Origin of the sequence: Bacillus sp. SM2101 (assembly GCF_018588585.1) — a bacterium.
Lineage (GTDB): Bacteria > Bacillota > Bacilli > Bacillales > SM2101 > Nanhaiella > Nanhaiella sioensis.
In genome coordinates this window covers 73,359-92,963 of sequence record NZ_JAEUFG010000006.1, presented here as the reverse complement: position 1 = coordinate 92,963, position 19,605 = coordinate 73,359, and the positions used below count along the sequence as shown (strand labels likewise).

The following is a 19,605-nucleotide window of genomic DNA, read 5'->3' as shown; positions in this document are numbered from 1 at the left end:
TTATATCTCAGAAGGAAGAGCAACAATCAATGCGTAAGCAGCCTTTCGTAAACTTCAATGCAATTTAAACTTGTTAGGTAAGGTAGGTCATTGGATAAATGTCATGGACTATAGTGTATCCAAACAGCCTTTGTAAAAAATATATTTTAAGTATTATTTATGGTAATATCTTAAGGTACAGAGTAAAGATGAATGGGAAGAGAGTATGAAAAGAAGTAATCTTTCACTGTTGGTAAAAGCAATTGGGATTTGTTCTGTAGTTATCTTTATAATCTTATCATCCACGCTGTTTAATAGTTCTGACTTGCTATTATCAATAAAAAAACTTATAAATACACCACTATTATTGGCTGTCATGTTTGTAGTTTATGGACTGTCATTTATCTTGCGGTCGTTAGCCTGGAAATGGTATGTAAACGGTAAGGTTACGTTAATCACTTGTATGCAAGGCATCTTCTTAAGCCTTTTTGTTAATCATGTAGTACCTTTCAAAGTTGGAGACGTTGTAAGAGTCGGAGTGATGGCAAAGAAGGAGAAGCTAATCCGACTAGATGAGGTATTACATTCAGTCGTAGTATTACGCATCATCGATATGGCCATCTTAATGTCAATATCAGGGTTTGGATTTATAATTATATTAAAAAGCTTCCCATTGCAGCAATCTATTTTTTTCTATGGTGCTGTTTTTTTCATGGTTACTATTATTGCCATTTTTTTTATAAGAAAGTTTGCCAATCTTGTGAGAAGGCATATTGCTTTGTTGAAAAATGCGTTAAAAGGTTGGAAGGGGTTATTAATCCTTTCGACAGTTTTATTAAGCTGGATATGTGAAGGAATTGTCGTATACGGTGTCGCTCTCCTTTATCAAGGTAATCTCGCTTTTTTGCATTCAGTATGGGTAAATAGTTTAACTGTCGGTGGCCAAGTGTTTCAGGTAACTCCTGGCGGACTTGCCACCTATGAAACGGTTATGACATTTGCCATTACTAGTATAAAAAACATCACAATGAAAGAGGCATACGAGATTGCAATTATTAGTCATGGTTTTAAATTTATTTTTTCGTTTATTGTAGGAATAATAACAATTATTTTCACACCAGTTTCTGTTAGTTCTATCATCACTTGGATAAAAAGAAAAGGAGGCTATTCTTCATGAAAAAGGCGTCAAAATTTGAGAAGTTTGCAGCTCGGTGCTGGAATCTTTTGAATGAAGGGAAGCCATTCACACCTATTTTTGTAATAGGTACGATGCTTCTATTTAATCTTACAACTCTTTTTGCGGGACAATCGTTTTCAGCATTTCTATTAAGCTTTATTTTAATACTCCCTGTGTTTATACTATATTTCATTTATGATTTTCCATTGTTTTTACGTAATTATTTATGGATACCATTTGTTATTTATTTAATTATTTGGAACAGTGTTAATGTCCCATTACTACTATTTGCTTTAGGGTTATATTTCTTTTTTACGGTCTTTTTTTGGGGTACATTGTATTATCATTTGCGCATTGGAACAACGTGGTGGAATTTTACACGTTTTTGGAAGCTCGTACTAAAAAATAGTGATTCAACGAGTGGTAATGCACAAGAGCAATTACCAAAGTTCTTATTACTTCTGTCATTGTGGAATTTAACATTTGAACAAATGCACATGGGTTTTGAATTATCATACGCGCCTTTATTAGCATTTTATGTCTTTTTATTATTATTTGCATGGATATTACATCGAAATTTGTTTGATTGGAAGCCAAAAATAATAAGTGAAAAAACAAATAACGCTCCAGAACAAAAGGAAGCGATGAGTGATAAAGTAGTTGTCTTGGTCGTTGATGGTATGAGAAAAGAGCGATTTGAAGAGGCGAATACACCCTTCTTAGATTATTTAAGAAAAAATGGTACAGACTATTCTCAAATGGAAACGTTATATCCAGCTAGAACAGTTGTATGCTTTACTTCAATGTTTACTGGAACATATCCTTTTGAACACGGTATTAAATCAAATATGGTGTGGAAATTAGGAATTAAAGTAGAGAGTATCTTTGACTCATTGCGAAAAGTAGGTAAAAAAGGAAGACTGCTAGGCATCGCGCATTTAGTTGACTCAATGGGTGATGATGTGGAAACCGTTACAGCAGTTATGCATAATGATGTTGCAGACAGAAACATCATTGATAGAGCAAAGTTAATTATGAGCGAACAAGATCCGGATTTACTAGTCGCCCAGTTAATTAGTACAGACCAAACAGGTCATAGCCGTGGTGTTCTATATGATGAATATATTCAAAAAATTGAAGAAGCAGATACTTTGCTAAAGGAATATGTTGATTGGCTAGAAGAACAAGGAAAGATGACAAACACAACAATTATCGTTTGTGCTGACCATGGACAAGCTGATGGGATAGGTGGTCATGGACATTTAGATGAGGGAGAACGCTATGTTCCATTTTTTATGTATGGAGCAAATATTGAAAAAGGTAAGCGAATTGACGACAAGCAAAGTCTCGTTTCAGTTGCGCCTACAATCGCATACTTATTAGGTGCTCCCTACCCTAGTCATAGCCGTGGACCAGTTTTAGTAGATGCGATAAGAAAGGGCGTTCACAAATGATGATGAAGCAAACTGTAATCGTATTTTTACCAGCCCACAATGAAGAAAAATCAATCGCTGAGGTTATTAAAGCAATCCCTAGATACTTTCATGACAGGTTAGAAGTAAAAGTACTCGTTATTGATGATGGCTCCACAGATCAAACGGTGAAAGTAGCACGAGAGGCAGGCGCGGATTATTTTTATCAATTTTCATCAAACCAAGGTTTAGGAGCAGCTGTTAGAAAGGGGTTAGAGGAAAGTGTTAGGTTAGGTGGACACATCAGTGTAATGATAGATGCTGATAATGAATATCCAGCAGCACAAATCCCTGATCTTTTACAGCCAATCTTATCAGGTGAATATGATTATGTAATGGGTTCACGCTTTCTTGGGACAATTCAAGGAATGAAGCTTCATCGCAGGTTAGGAAATTATTGCTTTACATTTATGCAATCCATCCTTCTAAGAAAATGGATACATGATGGACAATCGGGTATGAGGGCATTCTCACTACAGGCGATGAAAAATGCTGAGATTATTCATGATTACAATTATGCCCAAGTTATCACGCTAAATTTAGTAAGAAAAGGATTTCGTGTGAAGGAAGTTCCCATTAAGTATCATGTGAGGACAAAAGGCAAATCTTTTATTAAATTTAATTCTTATATGACAAGTGTCCTACCTGCAATAATAAAAGAAATAACAAGGCCAGTCGAACAAGTAGAAATAGATTACAATTATCACATATTACCATTAGAAGCAGCGAAAAAGAGTAGCTAACTTCACAAAATTATGTCAGTAAAATATGATTTTGTATCATCAATGGATAGAAGATACATGCCACCAGTACGAAAAGCTATAATTCTAACCTGTTAAGAGATCTACAGAATGACGTATGAATAGCTAAAATGCTTTTTTAAAGATGTAGGAGGTGTTTGTGCCTATTGCAACACCTTCAAGCCTCTCAAACCGTTTCGGTCTGATTTGAAATCACTTAATATGTGCTAAAGTTTCGTCACATTTTAATGAAGTTTTTCCGGACAGGCTTCAAACAAGAACTTTACGTTTAAATAACATTGAACAGAGCAAGAAACATTAGTAATGACACTTATGCTTTTCTTAATATATAGTATTGACATTAATGATGATAATCATTATCATTAATTGTGTGGGAGGAAATATTATATGAAAAAGGTATTATTTTTTTGGGTGACATTGATATTCATTTTCAATTCGCTATTATCGACTCAAGTTTTTGCATATTCATACGGTGATCCAAATAAGGAGCCGATTGCTGAAGCATATAAGGATATGCTTATAAAATTAAATGAAGAACCACCTAATTTTTCTGAGGTTAAAGCCATTTACGAGACAGTCAAAGAAGATGTTGACCTCCATATGGGCTCAGAGCCAACAGAAACTATTACAAAACATATAGAGGATGAAAATAAAGATGCAGTCATTAAGGACTTAGAAAAAATCCTCGTTTTGAATATAGCACGTCGACTTGAAAGTATTGAACTAAACTTTGAAGATTTTGATACATCTAAGCGTTTATTAGCAAAAGGATTTGCTACATATGAAGCATTATCACCACTTATCGAGAGTAAAGATCAAGAATTGGATCAATCGTTAAGAAATGAGTTTGATCTTGCATTATCTGCCCTTGGAAATCCTGGATTATTTGGTGTAGGTGAGAAAGAAGCAGATATTAATAGTTTTATAGAAAGTAAAGAAATCATTCTTTCGACAATTCAAGAGCAGCTTAATGTGTTAAATATTGAAGTTGGACATTTTAACGAAGAAGATGTTGAGTCTACTTTGACGGATACTGGAAAAAAAGAATGGACAGATTTATCTAACTTTACAAACTGGATTCCAATTCTTTTAATCATTGGTGTGATAATAGCTATTGTTATATATTCTATGAAGAAAAAAAGAAAGTAAGATATGAGCATCATTTAAGTGTTTCGAAATTCGTCTTATGAGATACTCCTAGTGGGGAAGGAGAAAAGCTATGCAAATTCAAGCATTATTAATTACGTTTCGAGAGGTTCTTGAAGCCCTGCTCATTGTTGGGATCATTACAACCTACTTAAAAAGAATGGACCATTCAAAATATACTAAATATGTGTGGTTAGGAGCAGGATTAGCAGTATTAGCAAGTGTTGGGATAGCGATGTTGTTCCAAGTTGTTTTTACCGGTTTTGCAGCTATGGGAAACGAGATGTACTTAAAGATTGGAATTATTTTAGTTTCTACGTTGCTACTTACCCAAATGGTGTTTTGGATGGCAGCACATAGTAAAGATATTAAGGGTAATGTAGAAGGAAAAATGAACCGATTTATTTCAACAGGTAATATAATTGGTATGGTTATTCATTCATTTCTAGTCGTTTTGCGAGAGGGTGTCGAAACAGTATTTTTCTTTGCAGCTATTACCGGGGGGAATATTGGTGCAGCACTTGAAGGTTGGGGAGCAATAACGGGTACGCTCATTGCTGTAGTCATTTGTTACTTCTTCTTTAAAGGGACAATGCGTATTCCATTAAAGACATTCTTTAAAGTTACTGGTGCATTTATTATCTTAATAGCAGCTGGTTTATTAGTTCAAGGAATTGGAATGCTCCAAGATTTAGAAATTATCGGTAGTGTAATGCCACATGTCTATGACATTACTTGGTTTTTACCAGAACATCCAATCGATTACGCTCACTATGTGCGAGATAACGGAGTGGCACCTCTCTTATCTGGTGATATTGGCATATTCTTAAAAGCACTTTTCGGTTATTCTTCTATGCCGTCAATTGAAGAAGTGTTGGCATATATAGGGTACTTCGTAGTCATCTATTTACTAATTAAATCCCATTATGGCCAAGAACAGCAGGAGAACAGCAAACAAGAACAAACAAACAATGTTAAGGTGCTTGAACCCCAAACAAAGCTTTAAAAAATATACTTTTAAAAAGTACGAGACAGTAGTCTTGTACTTTTTTCAGCATATTAAAGTATTCTTATATTGATGTATAAGGAACAAATAAGTTCATAAACCTATGTAGTGTCGAGGTTGAATAATGTTTTTGAAACTGCAAGATGAGCAGAAAAGTCGCTTTTATGCTTCTCTATTTGGAAGAATTAAGGAGGTTAGCCTGGGGGATTATCAGCGTTTTGTTGATTTTCAATAACCTTAAAACCTAATGAATCATTTCCTAGAAAATAATAAAAAGCATATACTTTCACTTTGTGTTACTGTTTGTATCATTTGTTTAACTTATTATTATTATTTGCAATTAATATATAGTAGTCCTTTTGCTGCAACATGGGATCAGGTAGATTTTGCTTTGGCACTTACACGTTATGATTTATTATCAATGCAACCACATTTCCCTGGTTATCCTTATTTTATATTAGGTGGTATGTTAATAAATACGGTCATTGATAATGGAGCCAAGGCACTAGCGGTTTTTAATGTTTTAGCGATGATCACTTCCGTTATACCCATTTATTTGATGGCTAGACAATATATTAATAGACAACAAAGCCTTTTGGTCGTAGCTGTCATACAAACGGCAAGCTACGTAGGCTTAATTGTTACTCAACCTATGTCAGAAGGTTCAGCGATTGCATTTCTTTGGTGGTATATATGGAGTTTATTTCAAGCAAAAAATTCAGATCGATTTGTTTTGCAGTTATTGCCTCTGCTTTTTTTTAGTATCGTATTAGGCATTCGTCTATCTTATTTACCCTTTGGGATTGGTATTATACTTCTTTGGATATATGATTGGAAAAGGTTTGAATCTTTTGGGAGACTTAGTCGTTTAGTTGTATTTGCAATCATTTTTCAATTATGTTGGGTTATAGGGTTAATAATGACTGAAGGAAGTGTTAGTGGCTTTATTAAATTAGCTCTATCTTTTACATCCGGTCACTTCAATGACTGGGGTGGAACACAAGTTACTGCTAGCGAGTCTGTTTTTAATCGATTATTAACATTAATTGGAACAAATATAGTCTGGAATGGAGTAGCTGCTAAATCATTGTTATTATTGTTAGTATATAGCATACTATTCATTTTTTGTTGCAATAAATTACTTACACAAAAACTTTACACACGCTCGGATTATTGGTTATTAATCATCGGGGTAACGTATTTCATCTGGGCATTGTTTGCGCAAAACATTGATAAGCCTAGACATATAACGCCTCTAGTTGGTATGGTTCTTTTTCAATTACTCATTATGATTTTAAAGAGATCCTTTCACATCTTCCTTGTTGTGATGTTAACAGTTATTGTCCTTAGTCAAGTTATTGTAGGATATAAATTAATTTACGAACAAGCAACAGAGCAACCAGCTACATATCAATTAGGCAATTATTTAGATGCACAGAACGAATTTGTTGTATTATATACTTGGGAGGAAACGAGGGTGCTAAAGTATAATAACGTATCCTTTCCTCACAAAAGAATATTTACTTATGAAAGGTTTCTACAAGATAAATTATATTATAAGAATGCAACAATTTATGTTACTGATCATGTACTCAAAGGATTTGAATCACAAGGGGTTAATGTTTCAGGATTTATTGAGAAAGTGACTTCATTCTCTTCGAGTATCATGTCGGACCCTTCATATGGAGAAATCACTTTATATAAGTGGAAAGATTAAAGGTTGGAGCGATTGTCATGTCAGATCATTTAAAAGAAAAAATTTCAATTGTACCAGAACATCCAGGATGTTATTTAATGAAGGATAAGCATGGGACAGTCATCTATGTAGGGAAGGCGAAAGTTCTTAGGAATCGTGTCAGGTCTTACTTTACAGGCTCTCATGATGGAAAGACGTTACGGCTAGTAAATGAAATTGTTGATTTTGAATATATCGTGACATCTTCAAATATAGAAGCTTTAATTCTTGAAATTAATTTAATTAAAAAGTTTGATCCAAAATATAATATTATGTTAAAGGATGATAAAACGTATCCTTACATTAAAGTCACTGCAGATACTCACCCACGTCTACTTATTACGAGGAAGGTCAAAAAAGATAAAGGCAAATATTTTGGGCCATACCCAAATGTTCAAGCTGCGAACGAAACGAAAAAACTATTGGATCGTATGTACCCTCTCCGCAAATGCTCAACGCTCCCAGACCGAGTTTGCCTATATTATCATATGGGACAATGCCTAGCTCCTTGTGTGAATGAAGTGACTGAAGAGCAAAACAAAGAAATGGTCGAACAAATCGTTCGATTTTTAAATGGTGGGTATAAACAAACAAAAAAAGAGCTAACTTCAAAAATGCTAAAGGCATCGGAAGAGCTAGATTTTGAGCGGGCTAAAGAATACCGTGATCAAATTACACATATTGAAACAACGATGGAAAAACAAAAAATAACAATGAAGGATTTAGTTGACCGTGATGTCTTTGGCTACTCTTTTGATAAAGGATGGATGTGTGTACAAGTATTTTTTATTCGTCAAGGAAAGATGATTGAGCGAGACGTGTCGATATTTCCTTTTTACAATGAGCCGACTGAAGACTTTTTAACATATTTAGGGCAATTTTATTCGAAAACAGAGCATTTTATCCCAAAGCAAATATTGCTTCCAAATGATATTGATAAACAGTTAGTTGAACAGTTATTACAAGTACAGGTTTTACAACCAAAACGTGGACAAAAGAAAGAACTGCTTGATTTAGCAAAGAAAAATGCGAAGCTTGCTTTACAAGAGAAGTTTTCACTTATCGAACGTGATGAAGAAAGAACAATAAAGGCAGTAGAAAACTTAGGTACACAATTGAGGATTGAAACTCCTCACCGTATAGAGGCCTTTGATAATTCAAATATTCAAGGGACGGATCCTGTATCTGCAATGGTTGTTTTTATTGATGGGAAGCCAGAAAAGAAAGAGTATCGAAAGTACAAAATAAAATCAGTCTTTGGGCCAGATGATTATGATTCTATGCGCGAGGTAGTAAGAAGGAGATACACTCGTGTATTAAAGGAAAATATGCCATTTCCAGATTTAATTTTAGTTGACGGTGGCAAAGGGCATTTAGCCGCAGTTCAAGATGTTTTAGAAAATGAGCTTGGAATCGAAGTTCCGGTTGCAGGAATGGTTAAAGATGATAAACACCGCACATCTGAACTAATTGTTGGTGATCCTGTCCAAACAGTACCGCTTGAAAGAAATAGCCAAGAGTTTTATTTGATTCAACGTATACAAGATGAAGTGCATCGCTTTGCAATAACTTTCCATCGTCAAATAAGAAGTAAATCTGTTTTTAAATCTATACTTGATGATATCCCAGGTGTTGGTGAAAAACGGAAAAAAGCACTTCTTAAGCATTTTGGCTCAATTAAAAAGTTAAAAGAAGCAACCGTTGAAGATCTTCAAAAAGCACAGATTCCAATTAATGTAGCTAAAGAAATTTATAACAAGATGAACGACAAAGAGTAATAAAAGGTTATCATTTAGGAATTAACTACTGTTACGCTCAATGATTCATATCATTTATGTTTATGATATCGATGACAATCATAAACCATAAGGAGCCAAAACTGAGAAGAGACCCTGATGTATATTCGTCAGGGTCTCTATCGTTAAAATAGCAAATTTATCGTACTAAGAAATAACAAACAGATTTGTCTTTTTTAATGACGGCTTTCACATAGATTGTTGTTTTTCGTACCTATTTCATAGTATCTTTTCTTCTATAAAACGATGATTGTTGCGTACAACAACATCTTTATCTTCTAGTTTAGAGTTTACGAAAAGAGCGACTCTACATTAAATATAATGATTAATGAAGAGCTGGCTGTTTATGAAGAAATGATATCAAGCCTATCCCATTTTACAGTGAAAATCACCTTTTTAGATCGAGGCTTTTGCTGCTCATAAGCTTCTGTAATCATTTGTTTTTGTCCTTGAATTTGTTCCGCTAAAAAACCAGCTTCCAGTTGAAAGGTTATATTGTCAGATGATAAGCGCTTTTCAACAAGATGTCCATTTAATTCGAGGTGTAGCTCGTTTTTCGTTTCTTTTACAGTGGATAAGTTCCCCCATCCAGCCTCATGAAAAAATGAAATGATTTCATCAATATTATTACATGGAAATTTTCTTGCTAGATCTTTTCCTGATAAATACATAATAAATGATAATTCTTTTCGAAAAATATTCGGAAGCACATGTTCTCTATAGATTTCTAACCCAAAAGCAGGTACGGATGTATTGTTTTCTTCTGTATGTTCTTCGGTATAGATTAAGTCTTTCATTTTGACCCCCTCTTCACCAAATTATTATATAACAATAGCAGCATTAAGGTATAAGTTTTTTGTTTACTTTTAATGAAAACTTTTAAGGATACAGATTGTTCGTCTTTTATGAAGAGTGGTTCACCGTATTATGGAAAATTACGGTGAAATTTGATTGATTATGACGAAAAAAAAGAAAATTCATGAATATTTTATGAACACGTTTTCTTGACGCTTGATAATGTTGAGAGTACAATAAATTTGTTACATTATATTGATAAAAAATGCAATCTATTCATTTTTTATTTTTTCCTCATCATAAGTAATGGGGATGGGATTTTATTTTATTTTACTTTTGTTTTAATTTTTCAAAAAAATGATTCAACTCAAGGGGGGTATAACTGTGGAAAATAATCGTGAATTCTTTTATCGCAGATTACATTCACTATTAGGAGTCATTCCAGTAGGGATATTTTTAATTCAGCATTTAACTGTGAATTACTTTGCGACAAGAGGTCCGGAGGCGTTTAATAAAGCGGCTCACTTTATGGAAGGTCTGCCATATCGCTATGTTTTAGAGGCTTTTGTCATTTTTCTTCCTATTTTATTTCATGCGATATACGGGCTGTATATTGCTTTCACAGCTAAAAATAATGTAAGCAATTATAGTTTTTTCAGAAACTGGATGTTCCTATTACAACGTATATCAGGGGTTATTACGTTAATATTCATTACTTGGCATGTTTATCAAACCCGAGTTCAAGCAGCTTTCGGTGCAGAAGTTAATTATGATATGATGGCGAATATTTTAGAAAGCCCTATCATGCTTGGTTTTTATATCGTTGGTGTTATTTCAACTATTTTTCATTTTGCAAATGGATTATGGTCATTCCTAGTTAGTTGGGGAATTACCGTAACTCCCCGTTCACAACAAATCTCTACTTATGTAACGATCGGTGTGTTTGTAGCACTTTCATATGTAGGTATTCGTACGATTTTAGCATTCACTTGAATCTAAGTAAGCAATTAAAGGGGTGAGTCACTTTGAGTAACGGAAAAATCATTGTAGTCGGCGGTGGGCTAGCTGGCTTAATGGCAACAATTAAAGCTGCAGAAGCAGGAGTAGCGGTTGATCTATTTTCATTAGTACCAGTTAAACGTTCTCACTCTGTATGTGCACAAGGTGGTATTAACGGTGCCGTAAATACAAAAGGTGAAGGAGATTCACCATGGGAGCATTTCGATGATACAGTTTATGGTGGGGACTTTCTAGCAAATCAGCCACCGGTAAAAGCAATGTGTGATGCTGCACCTGGTATTATACATTTATTAGATCGTATGGGCGTTATGTTTAACCGTACACCAGAAGGATTATTAGACTTCCGTAGATTTGGTGGAACGCAGCATCATAGAACGGCATTTGCTGGTGCAACGACTGGACAGCAGCTGCTATATGCATTAGATGAGCAAGTTCGTCGCCACGAAGTGAGTGGACTTGTAACGAAATATGAAGGATGGGAATTTTTAGGGTCTGTCATTGATGACGATGGGACTTGCCGTGGTATCGTCGGTCAAGATTTAAAAACAATGGACATTAAATCATTTAAAGCCGATGCAGTTATTTTAGCGACTGGTGGACCTGGAATCATTTTTGGGAAGTCAACTAACTCAGTCATTAATACTGGATCAGCAGCATCGATTGTTTATCAACAAGGTGTGAGCTACGCGAATGGTGAGTTTATTCAAATTCATCCAACAGCTATCCCTGGTGACGATAAGCTGAGACTGATGAGTGAATCAGCACGTGGCGAAGGTGGACGTGTATGGACGTATAAGGATGGAAAGCCGTGGTATTTCCTTGAGGAAAAATATCCTGCATACGGAAATCTTGTTCCACGAGATATTGCAACACGTGAAATATTCCATGTGTGTGTTGATTTAAAACTAGGAATAAATGGAGAAAACATGGTCTATTTAGACCTATCACATAAAGATCCTAAAGAGCTTGATGTTAAGCTTGGTGGTATCATTGAAATTTACGAAAAATTTATGGGTGATGATCCACGTAAATTACCGATGAAGATCTTCCCTGCTGTTCATTACTCAATGGGTGGTTTATGGGTAGATTATAATCAAATGACAAATGTACCTGGCCTATTTGCTGCAGGAGAATGTGATTATTCTCAACATGGGGCTAACCGCCTTGGTGCAAATTCATTACTGTCAGCAATTTATGGTGGTATGGTAGCTGGGCCAAAAGCTGTTGAATATATTAATGGTCTTGAGAAGAGTGCTGAAGATATATCCTCTACTTTATTTGAAAGCTTTGAGAAGCAAGAAACTGAAAAATGGAATAATATTTTAAATCTTGATGGTAATGAAAATGCTTATATTCTTCATAAAGAACTTGGGGAATGGATGACTGATAATGTAACGGTTGTTAGGCACAATGATAAGCTACTAAAAACAGATGAAAAAATACAAGAACTTATCGAACGTTTTGATAATATTAATATTAATGATACAGCCAAATGGAGTAACCAAGGTGCATCATTTACTCGTCAACTTCAAAACATGCTACAATTATCACGTGTAGTAACGATTGGTGCATATAACAGAAACGAAAGTCGCGGTGCTCATTATAAGCCTGACTTCCCTGATCGTAATGATGAAGAATGGTTAAAAACAACGATGGCAAAGTTTGTTGATCATAAGTCAGCACCAGAATTTAGTTACGAAGATGTTGATGTATCATTGATTGAACCACGTAAGCGTGATTATACGAAGAAAAAGAAGGGGGAGAAGTAAGATGAGTGAGCAGAAGGTCGTTCAATTTATTATTACACGACAAGATGAGCCTGATTCTTCCCCTTATGAACAAGAGTTTGAAATTCCATATCGACCGAACATGAATGTCATTTCAGCACTTATGGAAATTCGCAGAAATCCGGTTGATAAAAATGGTAATAAAACAGCACCAATTAATTGGGATATGAACTGTTTAGAAGAAGTATGCGGTGCATGCTCAATGGTCATAAATGGTAAGCCACAGCAATCATGTACAGCTTTGGTTGATAAATTAGAGCAGCCGATTAGATTACAGCCGATGAGAACATTCCCAGTTGTGCGTGATTTACAAGTTGATAGAAGTAGAATGTTTGATTCATTGAAAAAAGTAAAGGCTTGGGTTCCGATTGATGGAACGTACGATTTAGGACCTGGTCCACGTATGCCTGAAACGAAACGTCAATGGGCTTATGAACTATCAAAATGTATGACATGTGGTGTGTGCTTAGAGTCTTGTCCGAACGTTAACAGTAAATCAAACTTTATTGGACCTGCTCCGCTTTCACAAGTTCGCTTGTTCAATGCACATCCAACAGGAGCCCTGAACAAAGGTGAGCGTCTAGATGCACTTATGGGTGAAGGTGGTCTGGCGAATTGTGGGAATTCCCAAAACTGTGTACAATCATGTCCAAAAGGAATTCCATTAACTACATCAATTGCATCCTTAAATAGGGATACAGCTATTCAATCATTTAAGAACTTCTTCGGTAGTGATCGAGTTTAATTAGTAATGAAAACCTCTTCAACGTTTGAAGAGGTTTTTTGTTTTCTTATTGATTATACTCTTATACTTAGTCCAGCTGAAAATAAGTCCAAAGCCTTGAGGCTAGCTATCTAGCATTAATATAATATGAAATGAACTTGCATAACAGCAAGCTTTAATACCTTTTCTTCTCTAAAAAGATGCAAATGACATCTAACCTCATTCTATTGCTTATATAACAATAGCAACAAAGTGAAGCGAGCATTTCTATTTTAAAATAAATTCTCCGGTCACTGGGTTATGATCACTGTTTTCATATCCTAAGTAATCTCCTGATACATTTATAACTTCAATATTTGGAGATACTAAGAAGCCATCAATTACAGCTAAGAAATTCACTCCTTCTCTAAATGGATATTGGGTTGTGCGACTAGTTGGAACCTGTTGATCTGCTACCCATTGGAAGCCCTCTGGTTTAAATGTTTCAGGGAATTCTTGCAGCCATTCAGGCCACTCTTCTGTTGTTTCGAATAAATAAGGATCTGTTCCAGGAATAACATGATTCCAGTCTCCACCTAATATTAAATAGTTTTCTTTTTGTATCTCATTTGCTAAATATTGAGATAAGTATTGTAATTGCTGTTTTCTCACCTTCCCACCTTCATCGTATGCTGATAAATGTAGGTGAATAAGAATCAGCTCTTTTCCATTGTCGATAGGAATTCTATTTTCAGTAAATGCACGGTCCAAATCAAATAATTGTCTTGGCCAGTCTTCTTTTCCAGCTAGTGCAAATCTAGTACTTTGTTCAATTGTGTATCTAGATAAAGTCAATATACCACTATTTGCCGATCCCATTGGATCTAGGATTGGTACTGGTACCCAAGGGACTTTGTAATTTACACCATACGTATAACTATAATCAGGTAATTTCTTTGAAATATGATCGATTTGATTAATGTGATTGCTACGTGAAGAATCAGTATCAACTTCTTGTAATAAATAAATATCAGATTTTTTATCCTCTATGAATGACGTTATTGCTTCTAAATTTATCAACGTTTGTTCTTTGCTACTTGATTTTGACATTTTTCCACCGTCTAGAAAAAAATCTTGTTCCTTATCTAACCCTGCATAACCAATATTAAAAGTAGTCATCGTAAAAGGTTCATTTGCCCTAAGCATATTTCCACTTTGGTTATTAACTGTAAGTGAAATTTCTTCTGCAGGTTTGTAATCTGTAACTGTCACATAGATCAAAAAAGTGATAAAAATGAGTGCGATTAATAGAATGATATAACTTATCCATTTTGCGACTTTTATTGCCATGTACATTCTCCTTTATCAATACGTTTGTTATTAATAATACTGCAACTATCATTATGATAAGAATTTTACCTATAATTATATTGTAATAAAAACTAAGTGAATAATATATGTTTTCTTTCGATTATTCTGAAGATTTAGTATAATATTAATGAGATTTAAATATGATAGATAAGACTTTGAGAATAAATTGTATAGTGAGGGGGACAACTGTGAACTCCGTAAAAGCTGTAGAAGTACAGAGGTGGGAGAACTGGTCTGGGAGTGTTGTAAGTAAACCTGCAAAGGTCATGTACCCAAGAAGCATTGAAGAAATCATTTTAATCGTTAAACAATGTAACAAAACTAATCAGGCTATACGTGTGGTTGGTTCTGGTCACTCATTTACTTCATTAGTAGCAACTAATGATCTATTACTTTCATTGGATCTCCTTGAAGGGATAGAACATACAGACCGAGAGAATGATATTGTTTCTGTTTGGGCAGGAACAAAGCTGCATGTTTTGGGAGAGGCTCTTCACCAACTTGGATATGCACAAGAAAATTTGGGTGATATTAATGCTCAATCAATAGCTGGAGCTATAAGTACGGGTACTCATGGGACGGGAATCGAGTTTAGTAGTTTGGCTACACAAGTTGTAGAAATGACTGTAGTAACTGGGAAGGGAGAGTTACTAGAATGTAGTATGGATAAAAACACTCAAATGTTTAAAGCTTTACAGCTATCATTGGGTGCTTTAGGTATTATTGTTAAACTTAAGTTGAAGGTTGTACCGGCATATAAATTACTTTTAGAGAGCAAACGAATGTTCTTAGATGATTGCCTACAGAATCTAGACAAATATAAAACGGAAAATCGACATTTTGAATTTTTTTGGTTTCCATATAGCAAATATGTTCAAGCTAAATTTGTTAATAAAACAAACGACGATAAAACGAAAAAAAATATTACAGATTCATTTAATAAAAAATTTATTGAAAATGGCTTGTACAGGGTGTTATCAGAAGGGTGTCGTTTAATACCTTCGTTAAGTAAATCGGTAAGCAGATTGTCAGGAAGAGTAGTTCCGAATGAGCGAGCTATCGACGATAGCTATAAAGTTTTTGCATCAATAAGAGATGTTAAATTCAATGAAATGGAATATAATATTCCAGCTAATCAGCTTGCCAATGTGCTTACAGAAATAAGGGATATGATTAATGAAAAAAAGTTCCCCGTGCATTTCCCAATAGAATGTCGCTATGTTAAACGAGACGATATATGGCTAAGCCCAGCTTTTGAGAGAGACTCCGCATATATTGCTGTTCATATGTACAAAGGGATGGAGTATAAAGATTATTTTCGTAGTGTTGAACAAATATGCAGAAAATATAACGGCAGACCTCATTGGGGGAAGATGCATACACTAACAGCACATACACTAAAAGAAGTATATCCTTATTGGAATGAGTTCTTGCTGTTAAGAAATGACTTAGATCCAAATAGTTTATTTATGAACACATATTTACGTCAATTATTCGATATAGATCCTACCTCCACGACGTCAACAAATTCACAATTAGCTGGTTTTTAATATTTTATAAGGCTCTTTTCGTAAACTTTGTCGCTTTTTTCCACATATATTTGAGCAGCTGATGTGTATGATATAATTTTTATAGTCCTTAGTGAGAAAAAATGAATTATATTTATGTATAGCTCTCATAACGTATACAGCCTTTTATAATCATCTCTGTAGGAGTTGCACCTGATCAACTAATATTTAGGATTGATTGAAACAACCCATTACATCTAACCCAATCAAGCAATTCATTACGGTTTAATTATAAACCGAGAAAATAAATTCTGATATAAGGTGTCATGTAAAAGAAAAGCAAGATGTTCGTACATTTTGGACGAAAATAATCACAGCCATACTCCTTCAAACATAAGATAACATGACTAAATATATACCCATCCGCTAGTTCAGCTCGTACCTTTAGCAAGGAGGGTTACAATATTTGAAGGAGAAGGAGTTTCAACCAAAGCCGTTACTCACTAAGAGAGAAAGAGAAGTATTTGAATTGTTAGTTCAAGATAAAACAACAAAAGAAATTGCTAGTGAATTATTTATTAGCGAGAAAACTGTTCGAAATCATATTTCAAATGCCATGCAAAAGCTAGGAGTTAAGGGGCGTTCGCAGGCAGTAGTCGAGCTATTGCGAATGGGTGAACTTAAGCTTTAATGTATACCGGCTTACCTTACATAGGGAGGCCGGTTATTTATATGTCTTAATTTTAAGTAAGTTCTGTCAGCAAACGTGATCGACATATAATATTTATGTGAAAAAATTTAAGTAGTGGATTGCACAATCTAAGATGTAACTTTAAGGTTTGATTCTGGAGGTTATTAAATGGACAATTTTAGGGAGTTGAAGAACTTAAGCAGAGTACAATTTGTTCTATTGTACACTGTGGTTATATCTATTCCACTCGTTGTAGATTATTATATAATTAAGTATTTTATGAACTCTTTTACGTTTCAGATTGATTTTACTGAATTGTTAATTGTTTGGGTTATTTGCTTTGTATTAAGTTTCTTGATGTCTATATACGTTTGGAAATGGTTTAAGAAACATACTTTGTAATACGTGCATATAACTAGTTTCATAAAAAGTTATGACTGTGCTCGATTTTATCGGCAAAGAATATTTAAGTAATATGATTGTCTAAGGTAAATTACTTTTATACAATTTAGTAGCTATGCTTCACCTTGTGAAATACTTGCATTTCAATTCAAAAAGATAGAAAATAAGGTGACACTATAAATATACATCGAGAAACGAGATAAGAATGAGGCGATTTTTTGTTAAGACCGATTGGAGTTATCGATTCAGGAGTAGGAGGACTAACGGTTGCGAAAGAAATCAATCGTCAGTTACCTAAAGAAAGAATCATTTATTTAGGAGATACCGCTAGATGTCCTTATGGGCCGAGGCCGAGTGAAGAAGTCCGGGAATATACATGGGAAATGACAAATTACTTGCTAACATATGATATTAAAATGCTAGTTATTGCTTGTAATACTGCTACAGCTGCAGTATTAGAAGAAATAAAGAATGAGCTCAATATACCTGTTGTTGGTGTAATTCATCCAGGAGCTAGGACTGCACTAAAAATAACAAGCAATAATCATATAGGTGTAATCGGTACTGTAGGTACCATCGATAGTGGCGCTTATAAACAAGCATTAGAGTCTATTAACCACAATGTTTATGTAGAATCACTTGCGTGTCCTAGATTTGTTCCACTCGTTGAGAGTGGTGACTATGAAGGGGAACAAGCGAAAAGAGTGGTTGCTGAAACTTTAGTAGAATTAAAAAATAAAAGAATTGATACACTTATTTTAGGTTGTACTCACTACCCACTTCTAAGTCATTTAATTAGTGAATTTATGGGAGAAAGGGTGAATATTATTTGTTCGGGAGATGAGACTGCTCGGGAAGTCAGCACGATTCTATATCATAGCGGATTATTAAATGATGAAGATGGTAATAATAATCATCTATTCCTTACAACAGGTGCACAGGAGATTTTCCAACAAATTGCTTCGAATTTATTTGGGCACCCTATTGAAAATATAGAAACTATTAGTTTATAAAAAATTAAATAAGAAGCTTTATTTTACATCCTCTAGCCAAGCTAGAGGGTTTTTTCTTTTTTATCGGTCTAAAAATAAAAACAGCTCGTATACATAGTAGTACAAACTGATGTAAGGGGGAAGATAAATGAAAACATGGAAAATACTCAAAATGACCACTGCTATATTAACATTATCAGTGTTATTAGCTGGATGTGGTCTTTTTGGTGGAGAAGATACAGGCCTTGAGATTGATCCACCTCAAGAAACAACTTATTTGGAGGAAGGGGAATTTACTGACGGAGAAAGTATAATGGATTCAGAACAAGAAGAAGGTGTAAGTGTTGATTTACAGGAAGATGTAGTGGTAGACACTGTTCAACGTGAATTATTTCTGCTCGATCAATATGGAATGGTCGTTCCACAAACAGTAGAGTTACCGATAGTAGAAGGTCCAGCAAAGCAAGTTTTAGAATACTTGGTACAAGATGGGCCAGTAGAGGATATGCTTCCTAATGGATTTAGAGCTGTATTACCTGCAGGTACATCAGTTGAGGTGAACATAGTAGAAGATGGAATAGTAATTGCTGATTTTTCAAAGGAATTTCAAGAGTACAATAAAGAAGATGAACTAAAAATATTACAAGCAATCACATGGACATTAACTCAGTTTGACACAATTAATAAAGTACAGATAAGGATAAATGGTTACGATCAACCTGTAATGCCTGTGAACGGAACACCGATTGGGGAAGGGGTTAGCAGAGAGCACGGTATTAATTTTGATGAAAATGAAGTTGCGGATATTACAAATTCATACCCTGTTACAGTCTATTTTTTAGCGGAAAATGCTGATTCAACCTACTATGTTCCTGTTACTAGAAGAGTAGAGAACACTGAAGAAAATAGCATCGTTGCTGTCATTAATGAATTAGTTGAAGGACCTAGTTACACATCAAAATTATTAGGGGCAATCAATAATGAAGTTGAATTATTGAGCGAACCGATCATCCAAGACGGGCAAGTTATTTTAAATTTTAATGAATATATTCTAGGAAGCTTTTCAGAAGATCCGATTATTAATACAAATGTATTAGATACTTTAGTCCTAACACTAACAGAACAGGAAGGTATAGAACAGGTAGCTATTCAAGTAAATGGGAAAGCAGAGCTTGTGAATGAACAAGGTGAATTATTAGCTGAACCAGTATCAAGGCCAAAAAATGTGAACATGGATAGTTTTTAAAAATCTTTTTTTGATATA

Annotated in this window: 16 protein-coding genes; 14 read left to right on the top strand and 2 right to left on the bottom strand. The window is 34.6% G+C overall.

Annotated features, from left to right (window positions below; genetic code table 11):
- Nucleotides 1–205 precede the first annotated feature (205 nt).
- From JM172_RS07510 to uvrC, 7 genes are all read left to right on the top strand, one after another.
- The gene (locus JM172_RS07510) at nt 206–1,156 is read left to right on the top strand and encodes a lysylphosphatidylglycerol synthase transmembrane domain-containing protein (RefSeq protein WP_214481557.1); all 951 of its coding nucleotides are present in this window, start codon (nt 206–208) and stop codon (nt 1,154–1,156) included.
- Complete coding sequence (locus tag JM172_RS07505) at nt 1,153–2,610, top strand: alkaline phosphatase family protein (protein ID WP_214481556.1); 1,458 nt, start codon at nt 1,153–1,155, stop codon at nt 2,608–2,610. Before JM172_RS07510 ends, JM172_RS07505 begins: the two co-directional genes overlap by 4 nt.
- The gene (locus JM172_RS07500) at nt 2,610–3,371 is read left to right on the top strand and encodes a glycosyltransferase family 2 protein (protein WP_214481691.1); all 762 of its coding nucleotides are present in this window, start codon (nt 2,610–2,612) and stop codon (nt 3,369–3,371) included. Before JM172_RS07505 ends, JM172_RS07500 begins: the two co-directional genes overlap by 1 nt.
- Nucleotides 3,372–3,776: 405 nt before the next feature.
- Complete coding sequence (locus tag JM172_RS07495) at nt 3,777–4,538, top strand: hypothetical protein (RefSeq protein WP_214481550.1); 762 nt, start codon at nt 3,777–3,779, stop codon at nt 4,536–4,538.
- A 70-nt stretch (nt 4,539–4,608) separates the two neighbouring features.
- The gene (locus JM172_RS07490; protein ID WP_214481549.1) at nt 4,609–5,541 is read left to right on the top strand and encodes an FTR1 family iron permease; all 933 of its coding nucleotides are present in this window, start codon (nt 4,609–4,611) and stop codon (nt 5,539–5,541) included.
- Nucleotides 5,542–5,875: 334 nt separating this feature from the next.
- Complete coding sequence (locus JM172_RS07485) at nt 5,876–7,258, top strand: nucleoporin-interacting protein (RefSeq protein WP_250886562.1); 1,383 nt, start codon at nt 5,876–5,878, stop codon at nt 7,256–7,258.
- Nucleotides 7,259–7,275: 17 nt separating this feature from the next.
- Nucleotides 7,276–9,054 (top strand): excinuclease ABC subunit UvrC, encoded by a 1,779-nt coding sequence (gene uvrC, locus JM172_RS07480; protein ID WP_214481689.1) that lies wholly within the window; start codon nt 7,276–7,278, stop codon nt 9,052–9,054.
- A 362-nt stretch (nt 9,055–9,416) separates the two neighbouring features.
- Here uvrC and JM172_RS07475 read toward each other — a convergent pair whose 3' ends face one another.
- Nucleotides 9,417–9,869: a YslB family protein gene (locus JM172_RS07475; RefSeq protein ID WP_214481547.1), complete on the bottom strand. Its 453-nt coding sequence runs from the start codon at nt 9,867–9,869 to the stop codon at nt 9,417–9,419.
- A 382-nt stretch (nt 9,870–10,251) separates the two neighbouring features.
- Between JM172_RS07475 and JM172_RS07470 the strand changes: the two genes are divergently transcribed.
- From JM172_RS07470 to sdhB, 3 genes are read left to right on the top strand one after another with little or no spacing between them, the layout of a single operon-like run.
- A complete protein-coding gene (locus JM172_RS07470) occupies nt 10,252–10,860 on the top strand; it encodes a succinate dehydrogenase cytochrome b558 subunit (protein WP_320207713.1) in 609 nt (202 codons plus the stop codon).
- A gap of 32 nt (nt 10,861–10,892) precedes the next feature.
- Nucleotides 10,893–12,656, top strand: a complete 1,764-nt coding sequence (gene sdhA / locus JM172_RS07465) for a succinate dehydrogenase flavoprotein subunit (protein WP_214481543.1) — start codon at nt 10,893–10,895, stop codon at nt 12,654–12,656.
- Nucleotide 12,657: 1 nt separating this feature from the next.
- Nucleotides 12,658–13,419 (top strand): succinate dehydrogenase iron-sulfur subunit, encoded by a 762-nt coding sequence (gene sdhB, locus JM172_RS07460; protein ID WP_214481541.1) that lies wholly within the window; start codon nt 12,658–12,660, stop codon nt 13,417–13,419.
- A gap of 246 nt (nt 13,420–13,665) precedes the next feature.
- On the opposite strand, the gene JM172_RS07455 is transcribed toward sdhB, so the two are convergent.
- Entirely contained in the window at nt 13,666–14,727 is a 1,062-nt protein-coding gene (locus tag JM172_RS07455) for an endonuclease/exonuclease/phosphatase family protein (RefSeq protein WP_214481540.1), read from the bottom strand.
- Between the two features lie 209 nt (nt 14,728–14,936).
- Here JM172_RS07455 and JM172_RS07450 point away from each other — a divergent pair, with 209 nt between their 5' ends.
- The 4 genes from JM172_RS07450 to JM172_RS07435 all read left to right on the top strand — a co-directional run bounded on the left by JM172_RS07450 (nt 14,937) and on the right by JM172_RS07435 (nt 19,587).
- Nucleotides 14,937–16,298: a D-arabinono-1,4-lactone oxidase gene (locus JM172_RS07450; protein ID WP_352223090.1), complete on the top strand. Its 1,362-nt coding sequence runs from the start codon at nt 14,937–14,939 to the stop codon at nt 16,296–16,298.
- A 424-nt stretch (nt 16,299–16,722) separates the two neighbouring features.
- Nucleotides 16,723–16,947 carry a spore germination transcription factor GerE gene (gerE, locus tag JM172_RS07445; protein ID WP_214481537.1) on the top strand — a complete coding sequence of 75 codons (225 nt, stop codon included), beginning with the start codon at nt 16,723–16,725 and terminating at the stop codon, nt 16,945–16,947.
- A 620-nt stretch (nt 16,948–17,567) separates the two neighbouring features.
- Nucleotides 17,568–18,362, top strand: coding sequence for a glutamate racemase (racE, locus tag JM172_RS07440; RefSeq protein WP_214481535.1), 795 nt, complete (start codon nt 17,568–17,570; stop codon nt 18,360–18,362).
- 127 nt (nt 18,363–18,489) lie between these two features.
- On the top strand, nt 18,490–19,587 hold the full coding sequence (locus tag JM172_RS07435; protein ID WP_214481534.1) for a GerMN domain-containing protein: 1,098 nt from the start codon (nt 18,490–18,492) through the stop codon (nt 19,585–19,587).
- Nucleotides 19,588–19,605: the final 18 nt, after the last annotated feature.

Excerpts from the sequence above, each read along its gene's own strand:
- JM172_RS07510 (WP_214481557.1), top strand. The coding sequence starts at position 206 with ATGAAAAGAAGTAATCTTTCACTGTTGGTAAAAGCAATTGGGATTTGT.
- JM172_RS07505 (WP_214481556.1), top strand. The coding sequence starts at position 1,153 with ATGAAAAAGGCGTCAAAATTTGAGAAGTTTGCAGCTCGGTGCTGGAAT.
- JM172_RS07500 (WP_214481691.1), top strand. The coding sequence starts at position 2,610 with ATGATGAAGCAAACTGTAATCGTATTTTTACCAGCCCACAATGAAGAA.
- JM172_RS07495 (WP_214481550.1), top strand. The coding sequence starts at position 3,777 with ATGAAAAAGGTATTATTTTTTTGGGTGACATTGATATTCATTTTCAAT.
- JM172_RS07490 (WP_214481549.1), top strand. The coding sequence starts at position 4,609 with ATGCAAATTCAAGCATTATTAATTACGTTTCGAGAGGTTCTTGAAGCC.
- uvrC (WP_214481689.1), top strand. The coding sequence starts at position 7,276 with ATGTCAGATCATTTAAAAGAAAAAATTTCAATTGTACCAGAACATCCA.
- JM172_RS07475 (WP_214481547.1), bottom strand. The coding sequence starts at position 9,869 with ATGAAAGACTTAATCTATACCGAAGAACATACAGAAGAAAACAATACA.
- sdhB (WP_214481541.1), top strand. The coding sequence starts at position 12,658 with ATGAGTGAGCAGAAGGTCGTTCAATTTATTATTACACGACAAGATGAG.
- JM172_RS07455 (WP_214481540.1), bottom strand. The coding sequence starts at position 14,727 with ATGGCAATAAAAGTCGCAAAATGGATAAGTTATATCATTCTATTAATC.
- JM172_RS07435 (WP_214481534.1), top strand. The coding sequence starts at position 18,490 with ATGAAAACATGGAAAATACTCAAAATGACCACTGCTATATTAACATTA.